We start from the raw sequence: 18,686 nt of genomic DNA, 5'->3' as shown, positions 1-18,686 counted from the left end.
ATGCACACGGCGGTCAAGTGCCGGCGATGGTCATCCCGTCCACCAGCAGGCTGCCCACCCGCACGCCACCGCGGCTGTCGACATCGCTGCCCACCGCCACGATCTGCCGGTACATGCTCAGCAGATTGCCGGCCACCGTCACCTCGTCGACCGGATGCAGAATCTCGCCGCCCTCCACCCAGTAGCCCTCGGCGCCGCGTGAATAGTCGCCGGTGACGGCGTTGACGCCCTGGCCCATCAGGCCGGTGACCAGAAGACCGGTGCCCATCTCCTTGAGCAGCGCCTCGAAGCCCAGCGGGCCGGGCGGTACCAGCACGTTGTAGGCGCCGCTGGCGTTGCCGGTGCTGGTGAGGCCAAGCTTGCGGGCGGCATAGCTGCCCAGCAGCCAGCCGCGCAGCACGCCGTCTTCGACCAGGCTGCGCTCGCGGGCGGCGACGCCCTCGCCGTCGAAGCGCGCCGAGCCGGCGCCGCGCGGGATGAAGGGGCGCTGCAGCAGGCTCACCGCCGGCGAGAACACCGGGCTATCGAGCTTGCCGAGCAGGAAGCTGGTCTTGCGGTAGAGCGCGCCACCGCTCATCGCGCTGAGCGCGTGGCCGATCAATCCACGCGCCATCTCCGGCGCGAACAGCACCGGCGCGGTGCGGGTGGACAGGGGCCGCGCGCCCAGGCGGGCGGCGGCACGGCGGCCGGCTTCGGCGCCGACCACTTCCGGGCTCCAGAGATCGCCGGGCGCGCGAGCGCTGGTGTAGTGGTGGCCGGTCTGCATGTCCTCGCCGGCGCGGGCGATCACGCCGCAGGAGACCGAGTGATCGCTGGAGCGGCGGTGGCCGATGAAGCCGTGGGTATTGGCGTAGACGCCCACGCCCTCGCGGCTGTCGACGCCGGCGCCCTCGCTCTGGCTGACGCGCGGGTCGGCGGCGAAGGCCGCAGCCTCGCAGCGCAGCGCCAGCTCGCTGGCCTGCTCCGGGCTCAGTGCCCAGGGGTGGTAGAGATCGAGCTCCGGCAGCTGCGCGGGATCGGCCATCAGCGCGGCGTCGGCCAGGCCCAGGCAGGGGTCTTCGCCGGCGGCGCGGGCGATGTCGCAGGCCGCCTGCACGCTGTCGCGCAGGCCGGCATCGGAAAGATCGGCGGTGCTCGCCGCGCCCATGCGATGGCCGAAGTAGACAGTCAGGTTGAGATCGCGGTCGCGCTGGAACTCCACCGACTCCAGTTCGCGCATGCGCACGTTGACGGTGAGCGCGCGGCTGGTGGAAACACTCACTTCCGCCTGCGTGGCGCCGGCCCGGCGGGCGGCTTCCAGGGCGCGGACGGCCCAGGCTTCAAGTTCGGTGGCAGCGGGTAGCGACATGGAGGTCTCGCAAAGGCAGGCCGCGATCATGCCGCAATCCGCCACAAAAAAAAGCCGGCAGAGCCGGCCCCAACTAACGCGCTCACCTCACTTCAACTGCAGATAGCCTGACATCCATCGGCGGCGAGGCAGGGCGAAGCTGGTCGGGGCTAGTCCTGCCTCGCCTCGTCCCTAAGCGCGCCAAACGCACTCCTTTCATACGTCGAAGATCAGCGGGCTGGGATGCAGAGAATGCGCAATAAACGACCTCAAGGCCGTTGCTGCACAACAGGCTCCGGCTCCGCCGCTGGAGCCAGCGGCAAGGGCTGGGGTTCGCCTAGGAACTTCGGCCGGGTTTCGAGCAGGAACAGATCCAGAATCGCTTGGATGCGTGCCAGCACCTCGCGCAGATAGGGCTGGAAGGCCGGGCCGGAACCCTCTCCGGGCACGGCATAGGCCACTGGGTGCATCTTCAGCTTCTTGCCGATGAAGACTGCGCGATAGGCGTGGTACTCCTGCGTGATGAGCGTGAGCCGGTCGAGCCCGAACACATGCTGGGCGCGCGCCATCGAATCAAAGGTGCGGAAACCGGCGAAGTCCATGGTGATGGCCTCGGGCGGCACACCAGCCGCGGTGAGCGCCTGCCACATCTTGCGCGGCTCGTTGTAGCTGGCATCGGGGTTGGCGCCGGAAACGATCAGGTGCTTGATCTTGCCCAGCTGGTAGAGCTCGGCGGCGGCGGCGATACGGCCCTTGAAATGCGGGTTGCCACGACCCTCGCGCGTATAGGGGCTGGTGCCAAACACCAGCCCCACCTCGTTCTCCGGCAGCGCCGCCCAGTTGCTGAACACATAGGCCTTGCTGTTGTTGACCACCCAGAGATTGCCGAGCACCAGCAGCAGCGCAGCGAGCACCAGCAGCGCCTGGATTGCCAGCAACAGGCCCCGCAAGCCGCGCCGCCACCGCCGGGAAATCACGCGAACAGCTTCACCAGCATCAGGAAGAACAGAACCAGCTGCACCGACCAGAAACTGGCGCGGATCAGAACCTGCAGCTGGTTGGTGCCGGAGAGATGCACCAGGCTCTGACCAACGCGGGCGTACAGGACGTACGGGGCCAGGGTGTTGATGGCTTCCAGCTTGCCCATGGCCGCCGCGCTCAGCACCAGCACGGCGAAGATCGGCAGGTTCTCCAGGGCATTGGCGTGGGCGTCCTCGACCCGCTTCATGAACACCGGATCTTCCACCGACTTAGCACCGCGGCTCCAGCTGTTGATCGGCGTGCCGGTCAGCAGGCGGAAGCCACGGTAGGCAAACACCAGCGCCACCAGCAACAGGGTCCAGCCGGTAAAGCCCAACAGGGCGTGATAAGCAGCCATCGTGCGTCTCCTCCTTAGGTTTGGAGCGCCGAGTTTACTTGCTGGATAGCCTCTTCATCGCCGCTTCCAGGCCCTTGAGGGTCATCGGGAACATGCGGTTTTCGCCCAAAAGCTGGTTGACCATGTTGATCGAGGAGGTGTGGCCCCAGTATTCCGCCGGGGTGGGATTGATCCACACCGTGTGCGGGAACTGCTTGGTGAGGCGCTCGAACCAGGTGGCGCCGGATTCCTCGTTCCAGTGCTCGACGCTGCCGCCGGACTGACCGATCTCGTAGGGGCTCATGGTGGCGTCGCCGACGAACACCAGCTTGGTGTCCGGCGTGTGCTTGCGGATCACGTCGTAGAGCGGAATGCGCTCGCTGTGCCGGCGCAGGTTGTCCTTCCACACGCTCTCGTAGACGAAATTGTGGAAGTAGAAATGTTCGAAGTGCTTGAACTCGCCCTTGGCCGCCGAGAACAGCTCCTCGCAGACTTTCACATGCGGGTCCATGGAGCCGCCGATGTCGAGGAACAGCAGCACCTTCACGGTGTTGCGGCGCTCGGGCTGCATGTGCAGCTCCAGCCAGCCGGCGTTCTTGGCGGTGCCCTCGATGGTGCCGTCGAGGTCGAGGATGTCGGGCGCGCCCTCGCGGGCGAACTTGCGCAGCCGACGCAGCGCCACCTTGATGTTGCGGGTGCCCAGTTCCAGCGAGTCGTCGAGATTCTTGAACTCGCGCTTCTCCCAGACCTTCACCGCGCTGCCACCGCCACCCTTGCCGCCCATGCGGATGCCTTCCGGATTGACGCCGGAGTTGCCGAACGGCGAGGTGCCGCCGGTGCCCACCCACTTGCTGCCGCCGTGATGGGCTTCCTTCTGCTCGGCCAGACGATCCTTGAGCGTCTTCATCAGCTCGTCGAGCCCGCCCAGCTTCTGGATCGCGGCGCGCTCCTCCTCGCTCAAGCTGCGCTCGAACTGCTTCTTCAGCCAGTCCTCGGGCACGCTGCCGAACAACTCGCCGGTGACTGCCTCGACGCCCTTGAAGTAGGCGGAGAAGGCACGGTCGAAACGGTCGTAGTGCGCCTCGTCCTTCACCAGCGTGGTACGCGACAGCACGTAGAACTCGTCCAGCGAAAACATCGCCAGATGCCGCGACATGGCATCCAGCAGGGTCAGGAACTCCGACAGCGAGGCCTTGACCCCGGCGGCGCGGACGGCGGCGAAGAATGTGAATAGCATGGGCTGAATTCTACGCCCGCCCTCCGCCGATGATCGCCGCCAAAACCCTGCGCGCCGCCGAAGCGCACCTTGCCGCCGCCGATCCGGTGATGGCGCGCCTGATCGAACAGCACGGCCCGAGCACGCTCGGCCGCCAGCGGCGCGAGCCCTTTCATGTGCTGTGCACCTCGATCATCAGCCAGCAGCTGTCGACCAAGGCGGCGGACACCATCCAGACCCGGGTCGCCAGCCTCTTGGGCGCGCCAGCCTCGGGCTTCGCCCACCATCACTTCAGCCGGGTCGAGCAGGAAGCGCTGCGGGCCTGCGGGCTCTCCAATGCCAAGGCCAGATGGCTGCTGGAACTGGCGGCGCGCGCCGGCGACGGCCGCTTTGACGCCCGCGCGCTGGCGAGGCTGGAAGATGCCGCGCTGGCAGCGGAACTGGACGCCCTGCCCGGCATCGGCCCCTGGACGGCGGAAATGATGCTGATCTTCGCCTTCGACCGTCTGGACGTGTTCTCGCTGGGCGACGTCGGCCTGCGCAACAGCATCAACGCGCTGTATTCACGCCGCGGCCGCGACGGCAAGTTCAAGCCGCTCGACGACAAGAAGACGCTGAAGATCACCGCGCCCTGGGCGCCATACCGCTCGGTGGCCAGCTGGTATCTGTGGCGGCAGATCGACGCCACGGTGCAGGCCTGGGCCTGAGGCGCAGCGCCCGCTACGCGGGCTGGCTGAGAGGTCGGGGCGCGTCGCGCCCCTGTGAGGGAAAACCATCAGACGAAGCAGGCCGCGCACCGTTCCCTCACAGCGTGGGCGCGAGCCCCGCGCCCTCACAGGCGGCACAGCCGCCGCCCTCACCGCTCTAGTTGGAGCGCCGCGCCATGAACGCCACGCGCTCGAACAGATGCACGTCGGCCTCGTTCTTGAGCAAGGCACCGTAGAGTGGCGGCAGGGTCTTCTTGCTGGCGGTCTCGCGCAGCGCATCGGCCGGGATGTCCTCCGCAACCAGGAGCTTCAGCCAGTCCAGCAACTCCGAGGTCGAGGGCTTCTTCTTCAGGCCCGGAATCTCGCGCAGGCCGAAGAACACCGCCAGCGCGTCGTTGATCAGGTTCTTCTTCAGATTCGGGAAGTGCACATCGACTATCTTCCCCATGGTCTCGGCGTCGGGGAAGCGGATGTAGTGGAAGAAGCAGCGGCGCAGGAAGGCGTCCGGCAGTTCCTTCTCGTTGTTGGAAGTGATCAGGATGATCGGTCGCTGCGCGGCCTTGATGGTCTGCCGCGTCTCGTGGACGTAGAACTCCATCTGGTCGAGTTCGCGCAGCAGGTCGTTGGGGAACTCGATGTCGGCCTTGTCGATCTCGTCGATCAGCAGCACTGGCCGCCGCTCGCTCTCGAAGCACTCCCAGAGCTTGCCCTTGACGATGTAGTTGGAAATGCTCTGGGCCTTGGCCTCGCCCAGCTGGGCGTCGCGCAGGCGCGCCACCGCGTCGTACTCGTAGAGCCCGTGCTGGGCCTTGGTGGTGGACTTGATGCCCCATTCCAGGAAGGGCGCACCCAGGGCGTTGGCGATCTCGCGCGCCAGCTGGGTCTTGCCGGTGCCCGGTTCGCCCTTGACCAGCAGCGGCCGCTCCAGGGTCACGGCGGCGTTGACCGCCAGCATCAGATCGGCGGTGGCGACATAGTTCTCGGAGCCGGTAAAGCGCACGGGCAAGTCTCGGTAAAGGGCGGCCCGTGCAGTCTAGCGCAGGCGCCGGGAGCAGCCATCGCCGGAGCCCGGAGGCGGTGGTATCGTTACTTGGTCATCCCCAAAGGAATCCCTCATGAAAAAGCTGTTCGCCCTGGGCCTGCTGCTGTCTTCTTCCGTGGTCTCTGCCCAGGCTCCGGCGCCTGCCGCAGCCACCGCTCCGGCACCGGCCACCATCGCGCCAATGAGCTGCCCTAGACCGGTTCTGCTGCCGCCGACCAAGGCCATGAGCAAGAAGGAATCCGAGAAGCTCAATGCCGACAACAAGAGCTTTCAGGACTGCGTGAAGGCCTATGTCGGCGCCCGCAAGGCGGTGGTGGACGAGCACAACGCGATCGCCAAGGCACATGCCGACGCGGCGGTAGCGGCGCAGACCGAATTCAACGCCTACGTCACCGAGCTGAATGCCAACCTCGCGGCGCGCGAAAAAACCGGCGAGTAAAGCGTAGCGGCACACAAAAGGCCGGTCGGGTTTTGCCCGACCGGCCTTTTGCTTGGTTGATCTTCAGCCCTTAGCGCGCGCTTCCAGCATCGCCACCGCCGGCAGCTTCTTGCCTTCCAGGAACTCCAGGAAGGCGCCGCCACCGGTGGAGACATAGCTGAGCTGGTCGTAAACCCCGAACTTGTCCATGGCCGCCAGCGTGTCGCCGCCGCCGGCGAGCGAGAATGCCGAGGACTCGGCGATGGCCTTGGCCAGGGTGCGGGTGCCGGCAGCGAAGCTATCGAACTCGAACACGCCGACCGGGCCGTTCCAGACGATAGTGCCGCAGGCCTTGAGCTTCTCGGCCAGCATGGCCGCGGTCTTGGGCCCGATGTCGAGAATCAGCTCGTCGGCTTCGACCTCGTCCACCAGGCGGGTGTGGGCATGCGCCTCGGCGGAGAATTCCGTCGCGGTCACCACATCGACCGGCAGCGGAATGTCGCCACCGCGGGCGCGGATCTTGGCGAGGATGGACTTCGCCATCTCGATCATGTCCTTCTCGTACAGCGACTTGCCCACCGGTTTGCCGATGGCGGCCAGAAAGGTATTGGCGATGCCACCGCCGACGATCAGCTGGTCGGCGACATCGGCCAGGCTGTTAAGCAGATCCAGCTTGGTCGAAACCTTGCTGCCGCCGACGATCACCGCCAGCGGGCGCTTGGGCGTGGCGAGCGCGGCGCCTAGAGCATCCAGCTCCGCCGCCAGCAAGGGGCCGGCGCAGGCCACCGGCGCGTACATGCCGACGCCATGGGTCGAGCACTCGGCGCGATGTGCGGTACCGAAGGCATCCATGACGTAGATGTCGCAGAGCGCGGCCATCTTCTTCGACAAGGCCTCGTCATCTTCCTTCTCGCCCTTGAGAAAGCGCGTGTTCTCGCCGAGCACGATCTGCCCGGGCTCCAGCGCAATGCCGTCGATCCAGTTGGTGACGATGGGCACGTTGCGGCCGAGATGCTCGGACAGCCAGCCGGCGACCGGCGTCAGCGAGCTATCCGGATCGAACTTGCCGGCCTTGGGCCGCCCTAGATGACTGATCACGATCACCGAGGCACCGCGCTCCAGTGCCAGCTTGAGCGTGGGCAGCGAGGCGCGCAGGCGGGCGTCGGAGCTGATCTTGCCGTTGGCGATGGGCACATTCAGATCCTGGCGAATCAGCAGGCGCTTGCCGGCGAGATCCAGGTCGGTCATGCGGAGGACGGTCATTGCATTTCTCGTGAGGCGGGAGGAGGGAGGGGGGAGGCGCAAAAGCAGAAGGCGGGGGCTTGAGGGCTGTTTCGCCTCACGCCTCCCGCCTTCCACCTCATGCGCGCTTAGCGCGCGGCGACGACGCGGACCATCTCCAGGCACTTGTTGGAGTAGCCCCACTCGTTGTCGTACCAGCTCACCAGCTTGACGAAGGTCTTGTCGAGCGCGATGCCGGCATCGGCGTCGAAGATCGAGGTACGGGCGTCGCCACGGAAATCGGTGGCAACCACCTTGTCCTCGGTGTAGCCGAGGATGCCCTTCAGCGCGCCCTGGCTCTGGGCCTTCATCTCGGCCTTGATCTCTTCGTAGGTGGCTTCCTTCTCCAGCTCGGCGGTGAGATCCACCACCGACACGTCGGAGGTCGGCACGCGGAAGGACATGCCGGTCAGCTTCTTGTTCAACTCCGGAATCACCACGCCGACCGCCTTGGCCGCGCCGGTTGACGACGGAATGATGTTTTCCAGGATGCCGCGGCCGCCGCGCCAGTCCTTGTGGCTGGGACCATCCACAGTCTTCTGGGTGGCGGTGGTGGCATGCACCGTGGTCATCAGGCCGCGCTTGATGCCCCACTTGTCGTGCAGCACCTTGGCCAGCGGCGCCAGGCAGTTGGTGGTGCAGGAGGCGTTGGAGATGATCGCTTGACCGGCGTAGGTCTTGTGGTTGACGCCATAGACGAACATCGGGGTGTCGTCCTTCGACGGCGCCGACAGGATCACCTTCTTGGCACCGGCGTCGAGATGCTTCTGCGCGGTCACCTTGTCGAGGAACAGGCCAGTGGACTCGATGACGACATTGGCGCCGACTTCGCTCCACTTCAGGTTGGCCGGGTCGCGTTCCTGGGTCAGGCGGATCTTCTTGCCGTTGACCAGCAGCGCGCCGCCGTCAACGGCGACCTCGCCCTTGAAGTGTCCGTGCACCGAGTCGTACTGCAGCATGTAGGCCAGGTAGTCCGGGTCCAGCAGGTCATTGATCGCAACGATTTCGATGTCGCCACCGAAGTTCTGCACGGCAGCGCGCAGCACGTTACGGCCGATACGGCCGAAGCCATTGATACCTACTTTGACGGTCATGGAAGCTTCCCTGGTGCGTGAAAACAGGCGCGACGTGCGCCGGTAGCCCAATATTTTAGCCCCCGACAGGGGCTGGCGCACGCCCAACAAAAAGGGCCCTGCTAAGGGCCCTTTCTGCAACACCTGCAGCACGGCGGGCTACTACCAGCCCTCGTCGTCGAGCTTGAAGCTGACCGGCAGTACCACCGAGAAATACTGGGTGCCAGGCGCTTCAGTCGCGGAAACGGGCGGGAACCGACGTGTCCGCGTGACTGCGTCCAAGCAAGCGCGGTCAAGAATGGCCGCCCCTGTCTTCCGCACCAACACCGAGTTGCTGATCTCACCAGAACGATCGAAGGTGATCTGCACTTGGCATTCACCCTCCGTACCGTCCTGTGCCGCCTTCGGCGGATACTGAACATTCTTGCCAAGCAGAGCACCGATCTTGGCGTAATAGTCAGCACTGACCGAGGTCGCAACGCGCGGCGCCTCCGGTGCCGGCGGCGCGGGCGGGGCCGGCGGTGCCGGCGTGGCGGACACCGTCGGCTCGCTGGGCGTCACCGGCGCCTCGACCGCGATATCAGGCGCGGGCGGTGGCGGCGTGTTCGGCATCGGCGGCGGCGGCTCCTTCGGCGGCGGCGGCGGTGGCGGCTTCGGCGGTGGCGGCGGCGGAGGGGGTGGCGGCGGCGGAGGCGGCAGCTGGATGGCGACCGGAATCTTGCGCGGCTTTTTGTCCTCGAACACGCCCTGACTCACCATGCCCTTGATCAGGATCACGGCAATCAGGATGTGGATCACCACCGTAGCGCCGATGCCGAAGCTCAGCGCCTGCTTGCTCAATAAGGGACGTTTTCTGCTCATGGTTTCTCCGATTTCGGCAGGCGCATTACTGCGGCGCCTCCGACATCAGCGACACCCGATAGAACCCGGTCTCGGCGAGCTTTTTGATGATCGAGTAGACCTTGCCGTATTCCGCCGCGTTGTCGGCCCGGACGTAGACCACGGGGAAGCGGTCCTTGCCGGAAAAGTGCTTGTAGCGCGAGAACACGTCCTGCAGCCGGGCTGGCAACTCGGCCTCGGTGAAGGTGGAGGTGTGGTGGTTTTCTTCGAAGTAATACTGGCCCTGCAGATCCAGCGACAGGACCAAGGGGTCCACTGGCTTGCCCATTTCGTCCAGGTCAGCCTTGGGCAGCTTGACCGGAACGGTGGACAGCGCCAGCGGCGCGGTGACGATGAAGATGATCAGCAGTACCAACATGACGTCCACGAGGGGCGTTACGTTGATTTCGGACATCACGCTGCCGTCGTCATCATCCTCGGAGGATTTGACGTTCATGCCCATGACGGGTCTCCCGGAAACTCAAAGGGAAGCGGCTTGACGCCGCTTCAGGCCGGCTTGCGCTTGGACAGCTTGCCCGAGAACACGCCGATGGCGGTGGCGAGGCGGCCGTTGTAGCGGGAGAGGTCGGTGGTGAACTTGTTGTAGGCCAGAATGGCCGGAATGGCGGCAGCCAGACCGATGCCGGTGGCGAACAAGGCTTCAGCGATACCGGGGGCGACGGTGGACAGCGAGGTGTCCTTCATCGCGCCGATCTGGGTGAAGGTGTTCATGATGCCCCAGACGGTGCCGAACAGACCGATGAAGGGCGAGGACGAACCCACCGAGGCCAGGAACGGCAGCATGAACTGCATGCGCCGGGCTTCATTGCTGGCTTCCTGACGCATGGCGGTGGCGATGCGGTCGCGCACTTCGTGCAGACCTTCGTGCTCGTGCTCGCCGGAACCGTCCTTCCACTCGGCAACGCCGGCCTTGAAGACGTCGGCGATCGGGTGATCCTTGGCGTCGCTGTAGTTGATCATGCTGTCGAGGTTGTTGTCCTCCAGCGTGGTCTCCAGCCGATCCAGGGCGGCCTTCGACTTCTTGAAGTCGAACCACTTGATGAAGGCCACGGCCCAACTCCAGACCGAGAACACCACCAGCAGCAGCATCACGCCCTTGACCAGCGGCGTCGACTGCATGAACAGGTGGGTGAAGGACATATTGGTAACAGCAGCAGCAGCGGTGGTCGGATCCACGAGAGACACTCCCGATAAAGAGGTTTCAAGAAAGCGCCGAAAAGGCGCGTGGGCGCGATGCGCCAAATTGGTGCGTAGGCCGCGATGGTATGGGCTTCGCGAGCAGGCAGCAACCGACGGGCGCCGGGTCCAGCCCTACAAGCAACGCCTATGCCAGTAACGAGAGGACACGCGCCTCGACATTCTCCACGGTAAATCCGAAGTGCTTGAGCACCGCCGCCATCGGTGCCGATTCGCCAAAACTGTCGATGCCCAGCACCGCGTCGGCGAGGCCGCGCCAGTAATGGCTGACCCCGGCTTCCACCGCCAGCCGCTTGAGGCCGACCGGCAGCACCGTCTGCTGGTAGGCGGCATCCTGGGCCAGGAAGCGCTCGACGCAGGGCAGCGACACCACTCGCACCGGCTTGCCCTTGGCCGCCAGGGCCTTGGCGGCATCGACCGCCAGCGCCACTTCCGAACCAGTTGCCAGGATCACCGCCTGTGGCGCCTCGGACGGCTCCCACAACACATAGCCGCCGCGCGCTGCCATGGCTGCGTGATCGGCGGCGTGCGCCTGCGGCGGCAGGTTCTGGCGGGTCAGGATCAAGAGCGAGGGGCCGGTCTTGTGCTCCAGGGCGGAGGTCCAGGCCACCGCCGTCTCGAAAGCGTCAGCCGGGCGCCAGAGCTGGACATTGGGGATCAGCCGCAGCGTCGCCAGATGCTCCACCGGCTGGTGGGTGGGGCCGTCTTCCCCGAGCGCGACCGAGTCGTGGGTGTAGACGTAGATCACGCCCAGCTTCATCAGCGCCGACAGCCGCAGCGCATTGCGTGCGTAGTCGGAGAACACCAGGAAGGTGCCACCGAAGGGGCGCAGGCCGCCATGCAGGTACTGGCCGTTCATCGCCGCCGACATGGCGAATTCGCGCACGCCGTAATTGACGTAGTTGCCGCCCAGCTTGCCCTGACGCAGCGAGACATGGCCCTTGAAGTCGGTGCCGTTGGATTCCGACAGGTCGGCGGAGCCGCCGAACAGCTCCGGCAGCTTGGCGGCGAGGGCCTCGATCACCGCCTTGCTGGACTTGCGGGTGGCGTTGGGCTTGTCGGCCTTGGCCTGTTCGGCAATCAGGGCTTCGGCGAACCCGCGCCAGTCGGCCGGCAGCGCGCCCTGGATACGACGCTGGAACTCCGCGGCTTCGCTGGGGAATTTCTTGGCATAGGCGTCGAACACGCCGTTCCAGGCCTGCTGCTTGGCAGCACCCTTGGCACGGGCGTCGTAGGCGGCATAAACCTCGGCCGGAATCTCGAACGGGCCGTGCTTCCAGCCCAGCTGCTCGCGGGTCTTGGTGATTTCTTCCGCGCCCAGCGGCGCGCCGTGGCTGGATTCCTTGCCCTGCTTGGCGGGCGAGCCGAAGCCGATGATGGTCTTGCAGCAGATCAGGGTCGGCCGGCCCGCGGACTTGCGCGCGGTCTCCAGCGCCAGCTTGATCTCGTGGGCATCGTGGCCGTTGACGTTGCGCACCACCTGCCAGCCGTAGGCCTCGAAGCGGGCCGGAGTGTCGTCGCGGAACCAGCCATGCACCTCGCCATCGATGGAGATGCTGTTGTCGTCGTAGAACACCACCAGCTTGCCCAGCCCCAGGGCCCCGGCCAGCGAGCAGGCTTCGTGACTCACCCCTTCCATCATGCAGCCGTCGCCGGCGAACACATAGGTGTGGTGATCAACCAAGGTCAGGCCGTCACGGTTGTACTGCGCCGCCAGATTGGCCTCGGCGATGGCCATGCCCACCGCCATGGCAATGCCCTGGCCGAGCGGGCCGGTGGTGGTCTCGACCCCCGGAGTCATGCCGTATTCCGGGTGGCCCGGGGTCTTGGAATGCAGCTGCCGGAAGTTTTGCAGCTCGGCCAGCGGCAGGTCGTAGCCGGACAGGTGCAGCAGCGCGTACAGCAGCATCGAACCATGGCCATTGCTGACCACGAAGCGGTCACGGTTGAACCAGTGCGGATCGGCCGGGTTGTGGTTCAGGACGTCGTTCCACAGCACCTCGGCGATGTCCGCCATGCCCATCGGCATTCCGGGGTGGCCGGAATTGGCCTTCTGGACAGCATCCATGGCCAGCGCGCGGATGGCGTTGGCAAGTTCGAAACGGGAGGTCATGCGCGGGCTCGGCGGACGGCGGGGAATACCACTTTCTTCGCTATTGTCCCCAGAGGCGGACGATGGTGGCAAGGCGCGCACTACAATTAGCCGTCGAAACTCCAATTTCAATCAGGGGAAAACAGTAGTGCGTACTCAGCGCGAATTCGGTCCGCAGCGGATCATGGTCACCGGCGGCGCCGGTTTCATCGGCTCCCATCTCTGCGAGCGGCTGCTGGAGCGCGGCGACGAGGTGCTGTGCGTGGACAACTTCTACACCGGCAGCCGCGCCAACATCGAAACCCTGCTGAGCAATCCGCGCTTCGAGCTGATGCGGCATGACATCACCATGCCGCTGTACGTGGAAGTGGACCAGATCTACAACCTGGCCTGTCCAGCAAGCCCGATCCATTACCAGTTCGACCCGGTGCAGACCACCAAGACCTCGGTACACGGCGCAATCAACATGCTAGGGCTGGCAAAACGCATGAAGTGCCGGATCTTCCAGGCCTCCACCAGCGAGGTTTACGGCGACCCCGAGGTGCACCCGCAGCCAGAGGGCTACTGGGGCCACGTCAATCCGATCGGCTACCGCTCCTGCTACGACGAGGGCAAGCGCTGCGCCGAAACCCTGTTCTTCGACTACCACCGCCAGCACAAGCTGGACATCAAAGTCGCCCGCATCTTCAACACCTATGGCCCGAAGATGCACCCCAACGACGGCCGGGTGGTCAGCAACTTCATCATGCAGGCCCTGCTCGGCCGGCCGATCACGATCTACGGGGAAGGCCTGCAGACCCGCTCGTTCTGCTATGTCGATGATCTGGTCGAAGGCTTCATCCGCCTGATGGACTCCCCCGCCGGCGTCACCGGGCCGGTCAATCTCGGCAATCCTGGCGAATTCACCATGATTGAACTGGCGCAGTTGGTCATCGAGCTCACCAACTCCAAGAGCACTCTGGCCCACCAACCGCTGCCGCCAGACGACCCCAAGCAGCGCCGCCCGGACATTAGTCTGGCCAAGGAAAAGCTCGGCTGGGAACCCAAGGTGTCACTGCGTGAAGGCCTGACCAGGGCCATCCCCTACTTCGAGAAGGTGCTCAAGTCTGGCCACCGCGCCTTAACCTGAACCCGGCTCGAAACCGATCAAGCCCGGCTTGGAGCCGGGCTTTTTCTTTAGTCTTCACGCCATGTCCCGCCGCCTTGCCGCCAACCTCTCGCTGGTCCTGCTGAGCCTGTCGGCGCTGGTGCTGGTCGGCGCCTGGGGCTGGAGCGCGAAGCAGGGTCTGGAAGCCCCGGAGCCGCGTGACGAGTTCGCCTACGCCGGGTCCACTAGCTGCAAATCCTGTCACGCAGACCACCATGCGAGCTGGAGCCGCACCTACCATCGGACCATGACCCAGGAGGCCAGCGCCAAGTCCGTGCAGGGCGCCTTCGACGGTCAGGTGGTGCGCTATTGGGGCCAGCCGGTGCGGCCGACGCAGAAGGACGGGCGCTTCCTGTTCGAGTACCTGGACCCGCGCGATCTCTCGGTCCTCGGCAGCGTGCCAGTGGCGCGCACCGTCGGCTCTCACCGCTATCAGCAGTACCTGGCCGAGGCGCCGGGCGGCCGCTACCAGCGGCTGCCGCTGATCTGGCACAACGGCGAGCAGCGCTGGATCCACTACAACGGCGCCTTCCTCTACGACGACAACCAGCGCTACGACCAGCACGCCGCGACCTGGAACCCCAACTGCATCTACTGCCACAACACCGGCCCGGAACCGCGCATCACCAACGCCGAAGAGCTGTTCCAACGCCTCAAGCGGGGAGAACGCTTCAATTACCTGAGCGAGGCGCATTGGGACAGCCAGGTCGCGGAACTGGGCATCGCCTGCGAGGCCTGCCACGGCCCCGGCGCCCAGCACGCCGCCGCCAACCGCAACCCGGTACGCCGCTACTGGCTGCACCTGTCCGGCCACGCCGACCCGAGCATCGTCAATCCCCGGCGACTGACGCCGGAACGCGCCGCCCAGGTCTGTGGGCAATGCCACGGCCAGCGCCTGCCGGCCAGGCCGGACTTGGTGGATCGCTGGCTGAGCCGCGGCCCGACCTACCGGGCCGGAGATGACCTCCAGGCCCATGTGCGACTGGTGACCCGCGATACTCCGGTGCCGGCCGGCGACCCCGATACCTTCAGGCTACGCTTCTGGTCCGACGGCACGCCGCGACTGTCGGCCTACGAACTGCAAGGCTTGATGCAATCAAGCTGCTACACCCGAGGCGGCGCGAGTTGTATCGGCTGCCACTCCGCTCACGACGGCGATCCCGCCGGCATGATCAGCGCCGAGAACCGCGAGGGCGCCGCCTGCGAGGGCTGCCACCAGGGCATCGCGCAGACTCTGCCCGCGCACCGGCAACACGCCGCGACTGGCGCCAACACAGATTGCGTGGACTGCCACATGCCCAAGCTCGCCTACGGGGTGATGGAGATCCATCGCAGCCATCGCATCGAGAAGCCCGCGCCCGCCGTCAACGCCTCGGGCCAGCGCCCGGATGCCTGTACCGGCTGCCATGGCGACCGCAGCGCCGGCTGGGCCGAAACCGCCCTGCGGCAGTGGCGTGGCGAGCCCACCGAGCCATCGTCGCCAACCGCGCTGCCAGAGAACCTGCGGCAGTTGTTCGCGGGCGATCCGGTGCAGCGCGCGGTGGCCGCGCGCTTGGCCGGCGCCGAGGACAGCGCGCTAGGGCCGGTCGCACGCCGCGCCCAGTTGCCCCTGCTGTTCGCTGCCATGGAGGACCGCTATCCCGCCGTGCGCCGCTTCGCCTGGCTATCGGCCCGGCAGACGGCGACCGTGCTTGGCGACGCCCGCCTGCTGCAGACCCTGGCCGGCTTCGACTTCATCGCTGATGCGCCGCTGCGCGCCGAGGCCCTGATCCGCATCCGCCAGCAGTTCCGTCCGGTCGCGGTCGCCGACCTACAGGGCGGCCTGTTGCGCGACGACGGCAGCGTCGATGCCGAGCTGATCGCCAGCCTGCGCGCCCAGGCCGACGGCCGCGCCATCAATATCGGAGAGTAATCGCATGGCCCAGAAACCTTACCCCTCGGCGCCCGCCGCCGAAACCGCGCTGGAACCCGCGATCCGGGCTCATCTGCGCTACGGGACCAGTGCCCTGCTGCTGTTCCTGGTCGGCGGCCTATCGCTGGAATTCCTGCATTTGATCAAGGCCCCCTGGTATCTGGACCACCATCTAAGGCGGGAACTCTGGGTGCTGGGCCATGCCCACGGCGCACTGCTGGCCCTGCTCAACCTGGCCTGGGCCGCCGTGCTGCCGCGGCTGCCGGCGGCGGCCAGTGCCGGCTGGGCACTGCGCTGGGGTGCCGCCCTGGTCCCCGCGGGCTTCCTGTTTGGAGGCATCGGCAACAGCGAAAGCGATCCTTCGCTGGCGATCCTCGCCACGCCGCTCGGCGCCGCCTTGCTGCTGCTCGCTCTGTTCAAGGCGGCACACGCGGCTTGGCGGCGCTGAGCCGGCCAGCCAGGCCTGCGCATGGCTTAAGCTCGGGGCAATCACTTGGAGAACATCCCGATGTACAGCAGCACCCTGCTCCGCCGCGGCCTGTTGCTCGCCGCCGCGAGTACCCTGTCCGCCTGTGCGCTGACGCCAACCGCCGAGATGCCGACGCCGCCCCTGAACGATGTGCTCGCCGCACGCATCCAGTCGGTCGGGCAAACCCAGACCGCCCTGGTGCAGTCACTGTTCCGCGCCAAGCGGGCGACCGCCGATCACTTCATCGACAGCGTCTGGACGCCGGTATTCCTCGACAACCTTGCGACCAGACCCGAGGTCAAGCAGGTGCTCAAGAACAACCGCAAGCGCGGCAAGGCCGGCGCCAGACCGGCGGACCCGGCGCTGGCCATGGACCTGATTCCGGCAGCGCGCGCCGAGATCGAGCAACGCCGCACGCGTCTGCACGCCCCCATCGACGCGCTGGAACAGCGGGTGCTGGAACGCCTTTCCGCGCAAACCCGCGCGATGGACGCCATCAACGCCGCGCTGAGCACCAATGCCAAGGCCGGCAGCGCACAGCTTCCCGCCGCGGTGATGCAGCCTGGCGCGCCCACCGCCGCCGCGATTCGCGAACTATTCGTCAGTGTCGACAGCGCGCTCGACCGGCTGCAATCCGAGGTGCCGCGCTCGGCCAAGCTGCTGGCGGCGTTCCCCAAGCTGGCCGATGACTTCGAGCGCCGCCTCGGCGAGGCGGGCATGCTGCTGAACTAGGTCGGAACAGTCCGGGACAACAGCCTCGCAGGCGCCCCTCGGCGCAGGTCCGCCGGAGCGCCACTAAGCCCGGAACGGCGCCTGCGGACCCTGGCCAGCGGACAGGATGCGATCCCGGAACCAGGCCAGCGCCCTCCCGTCCTCGGCGGCGCGCCAGGCCACCCGCAGTGCGCTGGCCGAGCGATTATCCTCGACTCCGCGGCTGACCAGCCGCCCCGCCCGCAGGTGCTCCGCGGCCAGGTGGGAGGGCACGAAGCCCACACCCAGGCCCGCCAGCAGGGCACCGATCTTGGTCTCCAGATTGGGCACATGCAGGGTTTCCTGTGCCGGCTGCAGGTTCACCGTCCGCGCCTCGATGCGGCGGGAAGAATCGGACACCACGATGGCCCGATGGCGGGCGATGTCGCTGGAGCGCAGCGGCTCCGGCAAGGCCGCCAGCGGATGCCCGGGAGCCATCACGAAGATGAAGGCCTCGATCTGGATCCATTCGCGGCTGACCAGCCCGAAGCCGCTGGGCGGGTCGCTCGGCACCCCGATGGCCAAATCGGCGCGACGGTCGATCAGCGCATCCCAGCCGCCGCCCAGGATTTCCTGGGTCAGCTTCAGGCGCGTGGTGCAGCCCAGCGCGTCGAACTCGCGGATGATCGGAAACAGCCACTGCATCGGCACGACGTTGTCGACGGCGATGCTCAACTGCGGTTCCCAGCCCTCGCCCAGACGCTTGATGCGCCGCTCCACGCCCTCGGCCTGGCGCAGCAGGTCGCGGCCCTGCTCCAGCAGCATGCGGCCGATCGGCGTCAGCACCGCCCGCTTGCCGCTGCGGTCGAACAGCTGCACGTCGAGGTCCGACTCCAGCTTCTGCATGGTGTAGGTCAGCGCCGAGGGCACCTTGTGCAGGGCCTCGGCGGCCTTGGCGAAGCTGCCCTCGGTGGCGATGGCGTCGAGGGCGAGCAGGGCGTCCAGGGTCAGGCGCATGGCGAATCTCCGCAGGTTCAACGGTCTTGAATGATTGACTCAAAACCTTCCGCTTTAGAGCGGCCTAGGTCAAGCCTATATTGCTTTGGCAGATTCAAAACTTTTGGAGAACTACCATGATCCAGCTCCGCCGCTCCGCCGACCGAGGCCATGCCGAACACGGCTGGCTGGAGGCCCGCCACAGCTTCTCGTTTTCCGAATACTACGACCGCCGCTGGATGGGCTACTCCAATCTGCGCGTCATCAACGAAGACCGTGTCGCCCCCGGCACTGGCTTCGCGACCCACGGTCATCGCGACATGGAGATCATCACCTACCCGCTGTCCGGCACCGTGCGCCATCAGGACTCCGCCGGCGGTTCCGGCCTGATCCACCACGGCGAGTTGCAGGTGATGCACGCCGGCAACGGCATCCGCCACAGCGAGATGAACGGCAGCTACAGCGAGCCCCTGCACCTCTTGCAGATCTGGATCGAACCCAACCAGTTGGGCGTCAAGCCGGGCTACGAGCAGTCGGTGCTGGACGCCGAGACCCTGCACCAGGGCTTTGCCCGGGTGGTGGCACCGGTCGCGGAGCCGGGTGCTGAGTCGGCACCGTTCCACATCAACGCCGACGCCGGCCTGTCACTGGCCTGGCCGAAAGCTGGCGGCTCGGTTCACCAGCCGCTGCGGGCCGGCCGCCGTCACTACCTGCACCTGGCACGCGGCGAAGTGCGGCTGGGCGAGCAGACGCTGTCGTCCGGCGACGCAGCCTTGATCGAGGGCGAGGCGGCGCTGGACCTGGTTGCCGAGACGGATTCCGAACTGCTGCTGTTCGACCTGCCCTGAGCACGTCGCCGCGC

19 protein-coding genes are annotated in these 18,686 nt (G+C 66.4%); 7 read left to right on the top strand and 12 right to left on the bottom strand.

Annotation, left to right across the window (positions count from 1 at the left end):
* Nucleotides 1-13: 13 nt before the first annotated feature.
* The 4 genes from pmbA to AC3WT6_RS04240 form a co-directional block, all read right to left on the bottom strand.
* Complete coding sequence (gene pmbA, locus AC3WT6_RS04255) at nt 14-1,348, bottom strand: metalloprotease PmbA (protein WP_492652319.1); 1,335 nt, start codon at nt 1,346-1,348, stop codon at nt 14-16.
* A gap of 248 nt (nt 1,349-1,596) precedes the next feature.
* On the bottom strand, nt 1,597-2,277 hold the full coding sequence (locus AC3WT6_RS04250; RefSeq protein WP_492652318.1) for a SanA/YdcF family protein: 681 nt from the start codon (nt 2,275-2,277) through the stop codon (nt 1,597-1,599).
* 23 nt (nt 2,278-2,300) lie between these two features.
* Entirely contained in the window at nt 2,301-2,705 is a 405-nt protein-coding gene (locus tag AC3WT6_RS04245) for an MAPEG family protein (RefSeq protein ID WP_492652317.1), read from the bottom strand.
* Between the two features lie 34 nt (nt 2,706-2,739).
* The gene (locus tag AC3WT6_RS04240) at nt 2,740-3,921 is read right to left on the bottom strand and encodes a vWA domain-containing protein (RefSeq protein ID WP_492652316.1); all 1,182 of its coding nucleotides are present in this window, start codon (nt 3,919-3,921) and stop codon (nt 2,740-2,742) included.
* Between the two features lie 29 nt (nt 3,922-3,950).
* Here AC3WT6_RS04240 and AC3WT6_RS04235 point away from each other — a divergent pair, with 29 nt between their 5' ends.
* The gene (locus AC3WT6_RS04235; protein WP_492652315.1) at nt 3,951-4,607 is read left to right on the top strand and encodes a DNA-3-methyladenine glycosylase family protein; all 657 of its coding nucleotides are present in this window, start codon (nt 3,951-3,953) and stop codon (nt 4,605-4,607) included.
* 157 nt (nt 4,608-4,764) lie between these two features.
* Here the strand turns inward: AC3WT6_RS04235 and AC3WT6_RS04230 are convergent, their stop codons facing one another.
* Nucleotides 4,765-5,562 carry an AAA family ATPase gene (locus tag AC3WT6_RS04230; RefSeq protein ID WP_492652843.1) on the bottom strand — a complete coding sequence of 266 codons (798 nt, stop codon included), beginning with the start codon at nt 5,560-5,562 and terminating at the stop codon, nt 4,765-4,767.
* Between the two features lie 160 nt (nt 5,563-5,722).
* Between AC3WT6_RS04230 and AC3WT6_RS04225 the strand changes: the two genes are divergently transcribed.
* The gene (locus AC3WT6_RS04225; protein WP_492652314.1) at nt 5,723-6,088 is read left to right on the top strand and encodes a hypothetical protein; all 366 of its coding nucleotides are present in this window, start codon (nt 5,723-5,725) and stop codon (nt 6,086-6,088) included.
* A 63-nt stretch (nt 6,089-6,151) separates the two neighbouring features.
* On the opposite strand, the gene AC3WT6_RS04220 is transcribed toward AC3WT6_RS04225, so the two are convergent.
* From AC3WT6_RS04220 to tkt, 6 genes are all read right to left on the bottom strand, one after another.
* Complete coding sequence (locus tag AC3WT6_RS04220; RefSeq protein ID WP_492652313.1) at nt 6,152-7,330, bottom strand: phosphoglycerate kinase; 1,179 nt, start codon at nt 7,328-7,330, stop codon at nt 6,152-6,154.
* Nucleotides 7,331-7,437: 107 nt separating this feature from the next.
* Nucleotides 7,438-8,442 (bottom strand): type I glyceraldehyde-3-phosphate dehydrogenase, encoded by a 1,005-nt coding sequence (gene gap / locus AC3WT6_RS04215; protein WP_492652312.1) that lies wholly within the window; start codon nt 8,440-8,442, stop codon nt 7,438-7,440.
* A gap of 141 nt (nt 8,443-8,583) precedes the next feature.
* Nucleotides 8,584-9,282 carry a TonB family protein gene (locus AC3WT6_RS04210; protein ID WP_492652311.1) on the bottom strand — a complete coding sequence of 233 codons (699 nt, stop codon included), beginning with the start codon at nt 9,280-9,282 and terminating at the stop codon, nt 8,584-8,586.
* Nucleotides 9,283-9,307: 25 nt separating this feature from the next.
* A complete protein-coding gene (locus AC3WT6_RS04205) occupies nt 9,308-9,763 on the bottom strand; it encodes an ExbD/TolR family protein (protein ID WP_492652310.1) in 456 nt (151 codons plus the stop codon).
* A gap of 44 nt (nt 9,764-9,807) precedes the next feature.
* Nucleotides 9,808-10,497, bottom strand: coding sequence for a MotA/TolQ/ExbB proton channel family protein (locus tag AC3WT6_RS04200; RefSeq protein ID WP_492652309.1), 690 nt, complete (start codon nt 10,495-10,497; stop codon nt 9,808-9,810).
* Nucleotides 10,498-10,645: 148 nt separating this feature from the next.
* On the bottom strand, nt 10,646-12,631 hold the full coding sequence (tkt, locus tag AC3WT6_RS04195; RefSeq protein WP_492652308.1) for a transketolase: 1,986 nt from the start codon (nt 12,629-12,631) through the stop codon (nt 10,646-10,648).
* Between the two features lie 163 nt (nt 12,632-12,794).
* On the opposite strand from tkt, the gene AC3WT6_RS04190 reads away from it, so the two are divergent.
* The 4 genes from AC3WT6_RS04190 to AC3WT6_RS04175 all read left to right on the top strand — a co-directional run bounded on the left by AC3WT6_RS04190 (nt 12,795) and on the right by AC3WT6_RS04175 (nt 16,870).
* Nucleotides 12,795-13,739 carry a UDP-glucuronic acid decarboxylase family protein gene (locus AC3WT6_RS04190; protein WP_492652842.1) on the top strand — a complete coding sequence of 315 codons (945 nt, stop codon included), beginning with the start codon at nt 12,795-12,797 and terminating at the stop codon, nt 13,737-13,739.
* A gap of 61 nt (nt 13,740-13,800) precedes the next feature.
* Nucleotides 13,801-15,669, top strand: coding sequence for a cytochrome c3 family protein (locus AC3WT6_RS04185; RefSeq protein WP_492652307.1), 1,869 nt, complete (start codon nt 13,801-13,803; stop codon nt 15,667-15,669).
* Between the two features lie 4 nt (nt 15,670-15,673).
* Nucleotides 15,674-16,117 (top strand): hypothetical protein, encoded by a 444-nt coding sequence (locus AC3WT6_RS04180; protein ID WP_492652306.1) that lies wholly within the window; start codon nt 15,674-15,676, stop codon nt 16,115-16,117.
* Nucleotides 16,118-16,177: 60 nt separating this feature from the next.
* Nucleotides 16,178-16,870 carry a hypothetical protein gene (locus AC3WT6_RS04175; protein WP_492652305.1) on the top strand — a complete coding sequence of 231 codons (693 nt, stop codon included), beginning with the start codon at nt 16,178-16,180 and terminating at the stop codon, nt 16,868-16,870.
* A gap of 63 nt (nt 16,871-16,933) precedes the next feature.
* Here the strand turns inward: AC3WT6_RS04175 and AC3WT6_RS04170 are convergent, their stop codons facing one another.
* The gene (locus tag AC3WT6_RS04170; protein ID WP_492652304.1) at nt 16,934-17,845 is read right to left on the bottom strand and encodes a LysR family transcriptional regulator; all 912 of its coding nucleotides are present in this window, start codon (nt 17,843-17,845) and stop codon (nt 16,934-16,936) included.
* 116 nt (nt 17,846-17,961) lie between these two features.
* Here AC3WT6_RS04170 and AC3WT6_RS04165 point away from each other — a divergent pair, with 116 nt between their 5' ends.
* Nucleotides 17,962-18,672: a pirin family protein gene (locus AC3WT6_RS04165; protein ID WP_492652303.1), complete on the top strand. Its 711-nt coding sequence runs from the start codon at nt 17,962-17,964 to the stop codon at nt 18,670-18,672.
* The last annotated feature ends 14 nt before the right edge of the window (nt 18,673-18,686 follow it).

It is taken from the genome of Stagnimonas sp. FW305-C-60 (genome assembly GCF_058782965.1).
This window is presented reverse-complemented; position numbering and strand designations above follow the sequence as displayed.

Coding starts and splice junctions, on each gene's coding strand:
- pmbA (WP_492652319.1), bottom strand. CDS start 1,348: ATGTCGCTACCCGCTGCCACCGAACTTGAAGCCTGGGCCGTCCGCGCC.
- AC3WT6_RS04245 (WP_492652317.1), bottom strand. CDS start 2,705: ATGGCTGCTTATCACGCCCTGTTGGGCTTTACCGGCTGGACCCTGTTG.
- AC3WT6_RS04240 (WP_492652316.1), bottom strand. CDS start 3,921: ATGCTATTCACATTCTTCGCCGCCGTCCGCGCCGCCGGGGTCAAGGCC.
- AC3WT6_RS04235 (WP_492652315.1), top strand. CDS start 3,951: ATGATCGCCGCCAAAACCCTGCGCGCCGCCGAAGCGCACCTTGCCGCC.
- AC3WT6_RS04230 (WP_492652843.1), bottom strand. CDS start 5,562: ATGCTGGCGGTCAACGCCGCCGTGACCCTGGAGCGGCCGCTGCTGGTC.
- AC3WT6_RS04225 (WP_492652314.1), top strand. CDS start 5,723: ATGAAAAAGCTGTTCGCCCTGGGCCTGCTGCTGTCTTCTTCCGTGGTC.
- AC3WT6_RS04220 (WP_492652313.1), bottom strand. CDS start 7,330: ATGACCGTCCTCCGCATGACCGACCTGGATCTCGCCGGCAAGCGCCTG.
- gap (WP_492652312.1), bottom strand. CDS start 8,442: ATGACCGTCAAAGTAGGTATCAATGGCTTCGGCCGTATCGGCCGTAAC.
- AC3WT6_RS04210 (WP_492652311.1), bottom strand. CDS start 9,282: ATGAGCAGAAAACGTCCCTTATTGAGCAAGCAGGCGCTGAGCTTCGGC.
- AC3WT6_RS04205 (WP_492652310.1), bottom strand. CDS start 9,763: ATGGGCATGAACGTCAAATCCTCCGAGGATGATGACGACGGCAGCGTG.
- tkt (WP_492652308.1), bottom strand. CDS start 12,631: ATGACCTCCCGTTTCGAACTTGCCAACGCCATCCGCGCGCTGGCCATG.
- AC3WT6_RS04190 (WP_492652842.1), top strand. CDS start 12,795: ATGGTCACCGGCGGCGCCGGTTTCATCGGCTCCCATCTCTGCGAGCGG.
- AC3WT6_RS04185 (WP_492652307.1), top strand. CDS start 13,801: ATGTCCCGCCGCCTTGCCGCCAACCTCTCGCTGGTCCTGCTGAGCCTG.
- AC3WT6_RS04180 (WP_492652306.1), top strand. CDS start 15,674: ATGGCCCAGAAACCTTACCCCTCGGCGCCCGCCGCCGAAACCGCGCTG.
- AC3WT6_RS04175 (WP_492652305.1), top strand. CDS start 16,178: ATGTACAGCAGCACCCTGCTCCGCCGCGGCCTGTTGCTCGCCGCCGCG.
- AC3WT6_RS04170 (WP_492652304.1), bottom strand. CDS start 17,845: ATGCGCCTGACCCTGGACGCCCTGCTCGCCCTCGACGCCATCGCCACC.
- AC3WT6_RS04165 (WP_492652303.1), top strand. CDS start 17,962: ATGATCCAGCTCCGCCGCTCCGCCGACCGAGGCCATGCCGAACACGGC.